At 67.2% G+C, this 11,903-nt stretch carries 11 protein-coding genes; 3 read left to right on the top strand and 8 right to left on the bottom strand.

The genetic code is table 11. The features are described from left to right. Nucleotides 1-14 precede the first annotated feature (14 nt). Nucleotides 15-479, bottom strand: coding sequence for an Lrp/AsnC family transcriptional regulator (locus tag M1L58_RS07870; protein ID WP_006865946.1), 465 nt, complete (start codon nucleotides 477-479; stop codon nucleotides 15-17). 110 nt (nucleotides 480-589) lie between these two features. On the opposite strand from M1L58_RS07870, the gene M1L58_RS07865 reads away from it, so the two are divergent. Continuing rightward, nucleotides 590-2,089 (top strand): gamma-aminobutyraldehyde dehydrogenase, encoded by a 1,500-nt coding sequence (locus M1L58_RS07865; RefSeq protein WP_248658442.1) that lies wholly within the window; start codon nucleotides 590-592, stop codon nucleotides 2,087-2,089. Continuing rightward, nucleotides 2,086-3,516: an NAD(P)/FAD-dependent oxidoreductase gene (locus M1L58_RS07860; RefSeq protein WP_248658441.1), complete on the top strand. Its 1,431-nt coding sequence runs from the start codon at nucleotides 2,086-2,088 to the stop codon at nucleotides 3,514-3,516. Before M1L58_RS07865 ends, M1L58_RS07860 begins: the two co-directional genes overlap by 4 nt. A 5-nt stretch (nucleotides 3,517-3,521) precedes the next feature. Here the strand turns inward: M1L58_RS07860 and M1L58_RS07855 are convergent, their stop codons facing one another. The 5 genes from M1L58_RS07855 to M1L58_RS07835 form a co-directional block, all read right to left on the bottom strand. Beyond that, complete coding sequence (locus M1L58_RS07855; protein WP_248658440.1) at nucleotides 3,522-4,268, bottom strand: type 1 glutamine amidotransferase; 747 nt, start codon at nucleotides 4,266-4,268, stop codon at nucleotides 3,522-3,524. Nucleotides 4,269-4,304: 36 nt separating this feature from the next. After that, the gene (locus M1L58_RS07850) at nucleotides 4,305-5,234 is read right to left on the bottom strand and encodes a universal stress protein (protein ID WP_248658439.1); all 930 of its coding nucleotides are present in this window, start codon (nucleotides 5,232-5,234) and stop codon (nucleotides 4,305-4,307) included. Next, entirely contained in the window at nucleotides 5,224-6,762 is a 1,539-nt protein-coding gene (locus M1L58_RS07845; protein ID WP_248658438.1) for an APC family permease, read from the bottom strand. Before M1L58_RS07845 ends, M1L58_RS07850 begins: the two co-directional genes overlap by 11 nt. 83 nt (nucleotides 6,763-6,845) lie before the next feature. Then, the gene (locus M1L58_RS07840; RefSeq protein WP_248658437.1) at nucleotides 6,846-7,268 is read right to left on the bottom strand and encodes a hypothetical protein; all 423 of its coding nucleotides are present in this window, start codon (nucleotides 7,266-7,268) and stop codon (nucleotides 6,846-6,848) included. 69 nt (nucleotides 7,269-7,337) lie between these two features. Continuing rightward, nucleotides 7,338-8,501, bottom strand: a complete 1,164-nt coding sequence (locus M1L58_RS07835; protein WP_248658436.1) for a cytochrome P450 — start codon at nucleotides 8,499-8,501, stop codon at nucleotides 7,338-7,340. Between the two features lie 173 nt (nucleotides 8,502-8,674). Here M1L58_RS07835 and M1L58_RS07830 point away from each other — a divergent pair, with 173 nt between their 5' ends. Beyond that, a complete protein-coding gene (locus M1L58_RS07830) occupies nucleotides 8,675-9,241 on the top strand; it encodes a TetR/AcrR family transcriptional regulator (RefSeq protein WP_248658435.1) in 567 nt (188 codons plus the stop codon). Between the two features lie 106 nt (nucleotides 9,242-9,347). Here the strand turns inward: M1L58_RS07830 and M1L58_RS07825 are convergent, their stop codons facing one another. After that, the gene (locus tag M1L58_RS07825) at nucleotides 9,348-10,136 is read right to left on the bottom strand and encodes a succinate dehydrogenase iron-sulfur subunit (protein WP_006865934.1); all 789 of its coding nucleotides are present in this window, start codon (nucleotides 10,134-10,136) and stop codon (nucleotides 9,348-9,350) included. After that, on the bottom strand, nucleotides 10,136-11,890 hold the full coding sequence (gene sdhA, locus M1L58_RS07820) for a succinate dehydrogenase flavoprotein subunit (RefSeq protein ID WP_248658434.1): 1,755 nt from the start codon (nucleotides 11,888-11,890) through the stop codon (nucleotides 10,136-10,138). Before sdhA ends, M1L58_RS07825 begins: the two co-directional genes overlap by 1 nt. Nucleotides 11,891-11,903: the final 13 nt, after the last annotated feature.

Raw genomic sequence — 11,903 nt, 5'->3', positions numbered from 1 at the left:
TGACTTCCAGTCGGTCATCTGGTTCCCCAGTTGTATTGCTGTTTGACGAGTTTGAGATAGACGAGGGTCTCGGTGCCGACGACCTCCGGGTGCACGCGCACCTTCTTGTTCAGGATCTCCAGGAGATGGTCGTCGTTCTCGCAGACGACCTCGATCAGGATGTCGAACGATCCCGCGGTCAGCAGGACGTAGTCGATCTCGGGGTGTTCGGCGAGGTGTTGCGCCAGAGCCTGGGTGTCACCCACACAGCGGATCCCGATCATCGCCTGGCGGGCGAACCCGAGCTTGAGGGGATCGGTGACCGCGACGATCTGCATGAGTCCGCTCTCGCTGAGCTTCTGGACCCGGTTGCGGACGGCGGCCTCGGACAGGCCGACTTCCTTGCCGATGGAGGCATAGCTACTCCGACCATCGGCCTGCAGGAGTTCGATGATCTTCTTCGCAGTTGCGTCCAACTGTGTGGATGCAGGGTCAGCCACCCCATGATCGTGACGGATTCCGCAGCGGACCGCAACACAGACGACTGAATCCGCAACGAAACCGGAATTCGACACGTGAATCCGCAACGGCGGCGGTAGGATCTGGGGGTATGTCCTCTCCAACCAGCATTCCGTCCGGCTGGATCGACGGAAAGCCCCATCACTCGACCGGTGCCGATCACATCGTGATCAATCCTGCCACGGATGAGCCGGTCGCGACCGTGAAACTCGCAGGTCGCGGTGACGTCGATACCGCGGTGGGCAGTGCTCGCGCCGCGCAGCCCGCCTGGGGTCGTGCGACCCCGGCCGAACGGGCGGGAGTCCTGCTCGCGTTGGCCAGGGCGCTCGACGCCGAGTCCGACCTGCTGATCGCCGAAGAGGTCGCCCACACCGGTAAACCGGTTCGGCTCGCGACCGAGTTCGACATCCCCGGATCGATCGACAACGTCGACTTCTTCGCCGGAGTCGCACGGAATCTCGAGGGCAAGGCGAGCGGGGAATACTCAGGTGACCACACCTCGTCGATCCGCCGGGAACCCGTCGGGGTCGTCGGCACCATCACGCCGTGGAACTATCCGCTGCAGATGGCAGTGTGGAAGGTCATCCCGGCACTCGCCGCCGGCTGTGCGGTGGTGCTGAAACCCGCCGAGATCACGCCGCTGACCACGCTGACGATGGCCCGCATCGCCACCGAGGCCGGACTGCCCGACGGTGTCCTCAACATCGTCGTCGGCACCGGACCGGAAGCCGGCGCCCATCTCGCCGGGCATCCCGACGTCGACATGGTGACCTTCACCGGCTCGAGCGCGGTCGGCCGGCAGGTGATGGCGCAGGCCGCCACCAACGGGGCCCGCATCCAGCTCGAACTCGGCGGCAAGGCGCCGTTCGTCGTCTTCGACGACGCCGACCTGCAGGCCGCGATCCACGGTGCGGTCGCGGGCTCGATCATCAACGGCGGTCAGGACTGCACCGCGGCCACCCGCGCGATCGTCGCGCCCGCGCTCTACGACGACTTCGTCGACGGCGTCGCAGACCTCATGTCGCGGGTTGTCATCGGCGATCCGACCGACCCGGCAACCGATCTGGGCTCCCTCATCTCCCGGCGGCACCGCGACAAGGTGGCCGGGATGGTGGACCGTGCGCGGGCGGCCGGCGCGCGCGTGGTCACCGGCGGTGGCGTCCCCGACGGTCCGGGCGCCTTCTACCCGCCCACGCTCGTCGCCGACGTGGCCGAGGATTCGGAGATCTACCGCGACGAGGTGTTCGGGCCGGTACTCGCGGTCAGTCGTTTCACCGATGACGACGACGCGATCCGTCGCGCCAACGACACCCCGTACGGCCTCGCGGCGTCGGCATGGACGCGCGATGTGTATCGCGCGCAACGTGCTTCGCGTGAGATTCACGCCGGGTGCGTCTGGATCAACGACCACATCCCGATCATCAGCGAGATGCCGCACGGCGGATTCGGTGCCTCCGGCTTCGGCAAGGACATGTCGACCTACTCGCTCGACGAGTACCTGCTGATCAAGCACGTCATGAGTGACATCCATGGCGTCGCCGAAAAGGAATGGCACCGAACGATCTTCACCCTCGGCGGTCCGACGGCGTGACCGACCGGAGGTGGGCCTCGCGGCCGACCCAGCGGGGAGTCGAGGTGGTCGCGCAGGCCGCGGCCCGCCCCTTCTGGCTCGACCGCGACCTGCGTCCCGAACCCCGGCCCCGACTCGTCGGCGAGACCACCGCCGATCTGCTGGTGGTCGGCGGTGGCTTCACCGGCCTGTGGGCGGCCGTGCAAGCCGCCGAACGCAATCCCTCCCGATCGGTCGTGCTCGTCGAACGCGACCGGCTCGCCGAACATGCCTCCGGACGCAACGGAGGCTTCTGCGCGGCCAGCCTCACACATGGACTCGGCAACGGACTGCAGCGGTTCCCCGACGAGATGCCCACGCTGCTGCGCATGGGTCACGAGACCCTCGACGCCATCGTCGACACCCTGACCCGCCTGGGCATCGACGCCGACGTCGAGCGCACCGGCGAACTCGATCTCGCGACCACCGACTGGCAGTTCGACGACCTCGCCGAGACCGCGGCCGCCGGGCAGGCACTCGGCGAGGATCTCGTCCTGCTCGACGCATCCGCGGCCCGGGAACGCGTCAACTCCCCGATGGTCCGCGGAGCCCTCTACGACCCGCATGTCTCGATCCTCGACCCCGCCAAACTCGCGTTCGGCCTCGCCGAGGCAGCCGAACGGCTCGGCGTGCAGATCTTCGAGAGCACCGAGGTTCTGGATCTGACCTCGGATTCGTCGGGTGACGAGATCTGCGCCCGGACGGATTTCGGGCACATTCGCGCCGGTCGGGTCGTCGTCGCGACGTCGGCGAGCCGATCGCTGGTCCGCAGACTGCGCCTCTACACGGTCCCGGTGTGGGACTACGCCCTGATGACCGAACCGCTGTCCGACGATCAGCTCGCCTCCCTGGGCTGGGGCGGGCGCGAGGGACTCGCCGACAGCGGTCCACGCTTCCACTACTTTCGGCTGACCGCAGACAACCGGATGCTGTTCGGCGGTTGGGATGCCCCGTATCACTTCGGGTCCGACGACGACCCCCGCCGCGCCCACCAACCCGGTGAATGGGCGCTGCTCGGTGAGCATCTCCTGCAGATGTTTCCGCAGCTCGACGGGATCACTGCGACGCACACCTGGGGCGGGGTGATCGACACCTGCTCGCGGTTCTGCGCCTTCTGGGACACCTCTCACGTTGGGCGCGTGGTGACGGCGGTCGGTTTCACCGGACTCGGCGTCGGCGCCTCGCATTTCGCGGCTGCCACCGCACTCGACCTCGTCGACGGTCTACGGACCGAACGCACCGCCCTGGAGATGGTGCGCCGCAAGCCCTTACCGTTCCCGCCGGAACCGATCCGCTGGGCCGGAATAACCTTCACCCGACATCAGATGGCGCGCAGCGAACGTCGCAACGGTCGCCGCGGCGCATGGCTCACGCTGCTGGACCGGATCGGACTGGGATTCGACAGCTGATGCCGTCAGCCGCGGACCACTCCGGTCAGCCACCGGGTCAGCACGGTGCGCGCGAGCGGGATGGTGACGGGTTCGGTGGCTGCGGCGTCGCCGGCGAAACGGTCGGTGGCTTCGGCGCCGATGGTCTCGGTGATCAGCGATCGCGACTCGGTGGAGTCGAGCCATTCGCCGACGAGCTCACCGCCGGCCTCGAGGTGGAACTGCACGCCGTACGACTTCCCGTGGCGGTACAACTGATTGACACACGTCGACGACGACGCCAGCAGCGTGGCCCCCGGCGGGAGTGTGAACGTGTCGAAATGCCATTGCACGACGTCGAATTCCGGCGGCACCGTTCCGGACGTGTCGTCGCGCGCGGTGCCCCAGACCGGATCGGCGGCGCCCGCATCGTTCAATGTGACGGTGTGGATGCCGACCTCCGGTGAGGAGGCCGTGTACACGTCGGCGTCCAGCGCGGCGGCCAGCATCTGGGCGCCGAGACATACGCCCCAGATCGGGATGTCCAGGTCGAGCGCCCGGCGCAGGAGCGCGATCTCGTCGGCTATCCACGGAATGCGTTGGGTGTCACCGACTCCCATGGCGCCGCCGAGGGTCACTACGGCGTCGAACCCGGTCAGGTCAGTGGGCACCGGCTCGCGCCAGATCCGCAAGGTGGTGACGTCCGCGAGGTCGGTCAGCGGTGGGCCGTAGAAACCCGGAGGCTCGGAGTCGGCATGGCGGATCTCGAGCACTCGCGCACGTTGGATGGTCAAGTCGGTGTCGGTCTCCGTGGTCGGTGCGGGTTGCGGTCAGCCGCTCTTGGGGACCACGATAACCGGTGCCGTCGTCCACCGGAGGATACGAGAGGCGGTGCTGCCGAGGAAGACCCGGTTGGTTGATCCGAGGTGACCGGAGCCGATGGCGACGATGTCGTTGGCGTCCCAGGGGAGATTGGCCAGCGCCTCGTCGAGCGTTGTGCCGTCGGCGACGAGGACGTCGACCTCGAGTTCGGGATTCACCTCGGAGCGGGTCTTCTCGAGGAGTTCACGCGCGACGGCGATCTGGGCGGCGCGCACGTCCCTCGACGAGTCGTCGTCGAAAGGCGATTCGAGGGAGACCAGCGAGAGCAGTCGGAGGTCGAGCTTGGCGCGTTCGGCCAGCTTCTCGGCGAACGGGAGCGGATTGTCTTCGCCGGGTCTGACCGGGACGGCGACGGTCACCATGTCGAGGACCGCGTCCACCCGATCCGCATATCCGCGCGGCGCCAATGCGACCGGAACAGGTGAGGAGTGGACGAGTTCGTTGCTGACGGTGCCGAGCGTGTGGCGACTCAGCAACCCGTCGCCCGTGCCGCCGACGACGATCATCTTGGCCTCGGTGTCGACCGCGTGGGAGGCGAGCCCGTCGGCAAAGGACTCGTTGACCGTGACGACGGTGCGATAGGAGAAGCCGGCGGGGATAAGCTCGGCGCCCTCGCGGAGCCAGTCGGCGGCCTGCGCCTCGATGCGCTGTTGATACTGGGCGAGCCCGGGCTGGCCGTCGTAGGGCGTCGGGCGAACCACGCACACCAGGTCGATGGCCGCGCCGGTGACCCGGGCGAGCGCCACGGCGAGGACGACCCCGTCGGCGCCCGAGGGGGTCGCGAGGTATCCGACGGTGAGCCGGGGAGTGCCCGGATCGTCGGTCGGGTCGATGGGCGTCTCTGCGTCAGGGCGGGTTGCGGCGGTCTCAGTAGACATCGGGAACCTTCACCTCGGTGGTCGCGGTCAGTGTCTTGCCCCGGAAGAAGTCGCTGTTGTGGGCGAAACAGGCGAGCATCAGGGGGATTCCGAGAACCAGCATGCCCACCCCGAGGACGAAGACGCCACCGATCCCGCCGACCGAGGTGGCGCCGTAGTCCGGCGAGATCATGTCGATCGCGGAGCGGATGAAGGCCGCCGCCATTGCGAGGCCGCCGAGGAACGGGAAGAGGCCGCGCAGGAAGAAGTTCCGTGCGGAGGCGAACAGGGTCGAACGGAAGTACCACACGCAGGCGAAGGCGGTGATCCCGTAGTAGAAGGCGACCGCCAGTCCGAGGGAGGAGATGGAGTCGGCGAGGGTGTCCTGGCTAAGCAGTGACAGGACCAGGTAGAAGGTGAGGGCCGCGGCACCCATGACGCCGGTGCCGAAGGCGGGGGTCATGTAGCGCGGGTGGATCGAGGCGAACTTCTCGGGCAGTGCCTTGTAGACGGCCATCGACAGGCTGCCGCGTGCGGTGGGCAGGATCGTGGACTGGGTCGAGGACAGCGCGGAGACGCAGACCGTCAGCAGCAGTGCCGACGACATGATCGCGCCGGCCACCGGCTCGCCCAGGATCGTCAGGACGTCCTCGTCGTTCGCGTCGTTCCCCAGTCCGATCCCGGTGTCGCCGAACCCGGCGAACGACTGGATCGCGTAGGCGACCAACACGTAGGTGGCGACCAGGATCACGCACGTGAGAAGGGCGGCTCGGCCCGGGGTCTTGTCGGGGTCCTTGGTCTCCTCGCTGATCGCCAGGCACGCATCCCAGCCCCAGTAGATGAAGATGCACAGGATGACCGCCGCAGCGATCTGCGACTGGTCGAGACCACTGGGCCACAACCAGGACCACTCCGGTGTGATCGCCTGGTCGCCGGCCCGGCCGGTGCCGACCTTCACCAGCGCGATCACGCTCGCGATGACGAGCACGGCGAACTGGATGAACATCAGGATCGCCTGCATGCGTTCGCTGATGACGATGCCGCGGATGCTGATCCAGGTCATGGCGATGATGAAGAAACTGCCGAGCAGGATCTTCGCCAGCAGGCTGTCGGCCAGGCCGTGGAGGCCGAGGAACTTGAACAGGTACAGCGCGGCGATCTCGGAAACGTTGGCGAGCACGATGATCGCGGACACTGCCAGGCCCCACCCGCCTATCCAGCCGACCCACGGTCCGAAAGCCTTTGTGCCCCAAGTGAATGTCGTGCCGCAGTCCGGGGTGTCGCGGGACAGTTCGCGATAGGCGAAGGCCACGAGCAACATCGGGATGAAGGCGAGGACGAACATCGCCGGGGCCTTTGCGCCGACGCTGTCGACCACGAAACCGAGAGTGGCAGCGAGGCTGTAAGCCGGTGCGACGGCGGACAAGCCGATGATGACGTTGCCCATCAGCCCGATCGAACCGAGACGCAGGCCCTTGTTGCCGGGATCATCAACGACGCGGGCCTTGCCGCTGTCTCCGACCGCTCCGGTCTCGATGCGCTCCGCCATGGTGGTTCTCCGCTCACATGATCACGACGAGAGACAGAGTACGATTCTGCTTCCGATTCCTCCCTGTAAGTTCGAAACCTGGCTCAATTGCGTGCTCGGCACCTGCTCGTCGGTTCGTGTCCACGAGCGGTGTCCTCGGCGACGAGTTTGGACTCGACCCAGATCTGACATCTGGAAAAGCCTCCGCCGGACTGGAATAGCGCGTCGAGTGGTTTGTCCGGCGAATGTCTTGTGTACACCAGCGATGCCGACCACAGCTTCGTGTGGCCGTCCTGATGGGTGAGCGGGACGTCGGTCTGGGTGCGGAGTCGGCCGGCGGCGTCGAACCATACGGCGGCGCCGTTGTGTTGGTGGTCGGAGGTCAGGGTGATCGTGACCGGTTGGGCCTCGTGGTCAGGGTCGGCGTCGGGCGTCGGTGCCGCCGTGGCGGGGGAGAACACCGCCAGACACAGGGCGGTGCTGGTCAGGAGGGTGAGCAGTAGGCGGACGTACAGGACTCGGACCACGAAGACTCTCCGTTCGGCGGGCTTGGCTGGGTCCTTCTTGGACGCAGCCGGGCGCCGTGCGGTTCCCGATCACCTTACGAGCGTCAGCTCCCGGGTCGTGGTCTGGCGGAAATCCGTTGTGGCATCGAGCAACCGGGTGATCGCCAGACGACCCTGCAGGCGGGCCAGGCCGGCTCCCACGCAGAGATGTAGGCCCTTGCCGAACGCCAGGTGCGAGCCGTGCCCGGACCGGGCAGCGGCGCGGTCGAGGTCGACGGTCGGCGCGGCGTCGAAGTGCTCGGGGTCGCGGTTGGCCACGCGCCACATGAGAAAGATGTGGGAGCCGGCGGGGAGGTGGGTGTCGCCGAGTGTGGTGTCGGCGACGACGTGCCGGAAGTGGCCGCGGAAGGGGGATTCCAGGCGCAGGGCCTCCTCGACGAATGCTGGGATGAGGGCGGGGTCGCGACGTAACCGGGCGGCGACCTCGGGGTGTTGCGCCAGAACCCGGACCGCATCGGTCAGCAGGCTGACGGTGGAGTCGGACCCCGCCGCGACGAGTTGCAGGAGAATCATCACCGCCGCCGGGTGATCCAGGTCGTTGCGGGCCACGGCCGACGCGATGTCGTCGAGCACCCCTCGTTCTGGCGTGCCGGCCCTGACGTTGCGTAGTGCCGAGTCCAGTCGGTCGCCGAGGTAGGCGGTGAGTTCGGCGACCGCCGTGATCGCGGTGGTGAGTTGGCCGGGGGTGATGACGCCGTCGATCAGCACGTTGGTCGCACCGGCCCAACGGGCGAGATCGTCGATGTCCCCGTGTGGCAGGCCGAGCAGCCCGGTGACCACGGTGATCGGGACACGTTGTGCCACAGCTGTTGTCCAGTCGATTGTGTCGCCGTCGAGTCCCTCGGACCAGGCGGTGTCCACGACCTCGGCGACAAAGGGCTCCAGGGCCCGGATGCGAGCAGGTGTCAGCGACGGCATGACCAGCGACCGGTGGAGGCGGTGGCGCGGGCCGTCGGCGGTGGCCAGGACGTGCATCGCATCGCCGAGTCCGGCGACCGGGAACTCCGACACCGACCCGTCGTCGTGGCAGACCATCGTGGCGGTCAGGTTCGACGAGAAGTCCCCGGGTCGTCGCACCACATCGGCGATGAGCTCCCAGGAACCAACGGCGAAGAACGGGGAGTCGCCGATCTGCTGCACCGGGGACCCGGTGTGGAAACGCGAGAAGAAGGCGGGGTCGTCGAGTGCGAGCATGCACCCAGCGTCACCGACGGGCGCGGCGGGGACAACGGTTCTCGCCGAAGTCGACACGGGGAGATCGTGGCGCCGGGATTCGATGTCTCACGAACCCTTCTTGACCTGCCTGAAAACGCACGCAGCCAGCTGTTCCTTGTCTCATGATGAGATTCGACGACGGAGGGGCGTGCATGGCTGACTGGCTCGTGGGTGGCGATCGCGGCGACGCGGCGCGAAGGAGGCTCGTGTCGCAGGCCGCGACACTGATCGCCTCGCGTGGACTCGATGCGTTCAGCATCGACGAACTGGCCGCTCGAGCCCACTGCTCCCGGGCGACGATCTACCGTCACGCCGGTGGCCGTGCCCAGTTGATCGAGGCGGTGTTGTCGACGACCGCCGCCCCGGTCCTCGAATCGATCCGCGCGGAAGCGGCCGGCACGGCGGGGGAGGAGCGCGCCCGGATCGCGATCACCGCGGCGGTCGGCGCCCTGCGCGCGGATCGGGTGATACGACAGTTCCTCCGGCCGGCGAGCCTCGTCGCGACGACGCCGACCGTGCTCGCCTCGCCGACCGTGCTCGATGTGGCCGCAGAACTCATCGGCATCGACCCCGACGACACCGTCGCCGCCCGGTTCGCGATCCGGTCGGTGCTGACCATGTTGCTCTGGCCGGCGACCCCCGAGGAAGAGGCGGCGCTCGTGGACTCGATCATCGCGGGGATCTTCCGGGGCGAGGCATCGGACGTCCGCCAGACGTAGCGGTCCGTGTCGACCGGCAGCACGATCCGCTACATGTGCGAATGAGCAACGGCCCGCACCGAAGTCGGTGCGGGCCGTTGCCGGGCTGCAGAGAAAGCTGAAACGTCTAGCGCGAGAACATGAGTGCGCGCTTGACCTCCGAGATCGCCTGCGTCACCTGGATGCCGCGGGGGCATGCGTCGGTGCAGTTGAAGGTCGTGCGGCAGCGCCACACACCGTCGACGTCGTTGAGGATGTCGAGACGCTCGACGGCGCCCTCGTCACGGCTGTCGAAGATGAAGCGGTGCGCGTTGACGATCGCGGCCGGGCCGAAGTACGAACCCTCGGTCCAGAACACCGGACAGCTCGTGGTGCAGCAGGCACAGAGGATGCACTTGGTGGTGTCGTCGAAGCGGGCGCGGTCGCTCTGGCTCTGGATGCGCTCACGGGTCGGCTCGTTGCCCGAGGTGATCAGGAACGGCTTGATCGCGCGGTACGCGTCGAAGAACGGCTCCATGTTCACGACGAGATCCTTCTCCACCGGCAGGCCGCGGATCGGCTCGACGGTGATGGTGATCTCCTTGGACTTGTCCTTGGGGAGCATGTCCTTCATGAGGAGCTTGCAGGCCAGGCGGTTGACGCCGTTGATGCGCATGGCGTCGGAACCGCACACGCCGTGGGCACAACTGCGGCGGAACGTCAGGGTGCCGTCGAGGTAGCCCTTCACGTACAGCAGCAGGTTGAGCAGACGGTCGGTCGGCAGCGCCGGGACGCGGAAGCTCTCGAAGCCCTGGGCGTCGGGATTCTCCGGGTTGAACCGGAAGATCTTCAACGTGACCATGGTGGCCTCGTCGGGCACCGGGGGCAGCGGCGGCTCGTCGGAGGAGGGTGCGGGCTTGTCCAGAACAGATGTCATCAGTACTTACGCTCCATCGGCTCGTAACGGGTCTGCACCACGGGCTTGTAGTCCAGCTCGATGTCCGAGAGAAGGTCGGTGCCCTTCTTGTAGGCCATGGTGTGACGCATGTAGTTCACGTCGTCGCGATCGGGGTAGTCCTCGCGGGCATGGCCGCCACGCGATTCCTTGCGGTTGAGTGCACCGACCACGGTGACCTCGGCCATCTCGAGCAGGAAGCCCAGCTCGATGGCCTCGAGGAGGTCGCTGTTGAAACGCTTGCCCTTGTCGTGGACCTTGATGTGGGCGTAGCGCTCCTTGAATGCATGGATGTCGGTGAGGGCCTGCTTGAGGGTCTCCTCGGTCCGGAACACCGATGCGTTGGCGTCCATCGACGCCTGGAGCTCGGTGCGGATGTCGGCGACGCGCTCGTGACCGTGCTCCGACAGGAGCAGCTCCAGCCAGCCGTCGACCATCTCGGTCGGCTGCTCGGGCAGTTCGGCGAAGTCGGCGTTGTTCGCGTACTCGGCGGCGGCGATGCCGGCGCGGCGTCCGAAGACGTTGATGTCGAGCAGCGAGTTGGTGCCGAGGCGATTGGCGCCGTGAACGGACACACAGGCACACTCACCGGCTGCGTACAGACCGTGGACGACCTCGTCGTTGTTGCGCAGCACCTGACCGTTGATGTTGGTCGGGATGCCACCCATGACGTAGTGGCACGTCGGGAACACCGGCACGTACTCGGTGACCGGGTCGACGCCGAGGTAGGTGCGGGCGAACTCGGTGATGTCCGGCAGCTTCTCGTTGAGGACGTCCTCGCCGAGGTGGGTCACATCGATGTAGACGTAGTCCTTGTTCGGTCCGGCACCGCGGCCCTCGAGCACCTCGAGAACCATGGAGCGGGCGACGATGTCGCGGGGCGCAAGGTCCTTGATGGTGGGGGCGTAGCGCTCCATGAAGCGCTCGCCGTCGGCGTTGCGCAGGATGCCGCCCTCACCGCGGACGGCCTCCGAGATGAGGATGCCGAGACCCGCGAGGCCCGTCGGATGGAACTGGTGGAACTCCATGTCCTCGAGCGGCAGGCCCTTGCGGAAGACGATGCCCATGCCGTCACCGGTGAGGGTGTGGGCGTTGGACGTCGTCTTGTACATACGGCCCGAGCCGCCGGTCGCGAAGACGATCGACTTGGCGTGGAAGACGTGGATCTCGCCGGTGGCGAGCTCGTAGGCGACGACGCCGGTGGCGACCTGCTCGCCGTCCTCGTTCTCGGTGAGGCAGATGTCGAGTGCGTAGAACTCGTTGAAGAACTCGACGTCGTGCTTGACGCAGTTCTGGTACAGGGTCTGCAGGATCATGTGACCGGTGCGGTCGGCGGCGTAGCAGGCGCGGCGCACGGGCGACTTGCCGTGGTCGCGGGTGTGCCCGCCGAAACGGCGCTGGTCGATCTTGCCCTCGGGCGTCCGGTTGAACGGGAGACCCATCTTCTCCAGATCGAGCACCGCGTCGATGGCCTCCTTGGCCATGATCTCGACGGCGTCCTGATCGGCGAGGTAGTCACCACCCTTGACGGTGTCGAAGGTGTGCCACTCCCAGTTGTCCTCTTCGACGTTGGCCAGTGCGGCGCACATGCCGCCCTGGGCCGCGCCGGTGTGGCTACGGGTGGGGTAGAGCTTGGTCAGAACCGCGGTGCGGGCACGCGGTGCGGCTTCGATCGCCGCGCGCATCCCGGCGCCGCCGGCGCCCACGATGACGACGTCATAGCGGTGTTCCTGCATGTTGATGGTCTCC

Source organism: Gordonia sp. C13, assembly GCF_023218005.1.
In the GTDB taxonomy this organism is placed as follows: domain Bacteria; phylum Actinomycetota; class Actinomycetes; order Mycobacteriales; family Mycobacteriaceae; genus Gordonia; species Gordonia namibiensis.
The sequence above is the reverse complement of the archived record's forward strand: the minus strand, read 5'-3'. Positions and strand labels throughout refer to the sequence as shown.

Bases quoted from the DNA above. Each gene is read 5' to 3' on its own strand.
- M1L58_RS07865 (WP_248658442.1), top strand. From the start codon at position 590: ATGTCCTCTCCAACCAGCATTCCGTCCGGCTGGATCGACGGAAAGCCC.
- M1L58_RS07850 (WP_248658439.1), bottom strand. From the start codon at position 5,234: ATGTCTACTGAGACCGCCGCAACCCGCCCTGACGCAGAGACGCCCATC.
- M1L58_RS07845 (WP_248658438.1), bottom strand. From the start codon at position 6,762: ATGGCGGAGCGCATCGAGACCGGAGCGGTCGGAGACAGCGGCAAGGCC.
- M1L58_RS07835 (WP_248658436.1), bottom strand. From the start codon at position 8,501: ATGCTCGCACTCGACGACCCCGCCTTCTTCTCGCGTTTCCACACCGGG.
- M1L58_RS07830 (WP_248658435.1), top strand. From the start codon at position 8,675: ATGGCTGACTGGCTCGTGGGTGGCGATCGCGGCGACGCGGCGCGAAGG.
- M1L58_RS07825 (WP_006865934.1), bottom strand. From the start codon at position 10,136: ATGACATCTGTTCTGGACAAGCCCGCACCCTCCTCCGACGAGCCGCCG.
- sdhA (WP_248658434.1), bottom strand. From the start codon at position 11,890: ATGCAGGAACACCGCTATGACGTCGTCATCGTGGGCGCCGGCGGCGCC.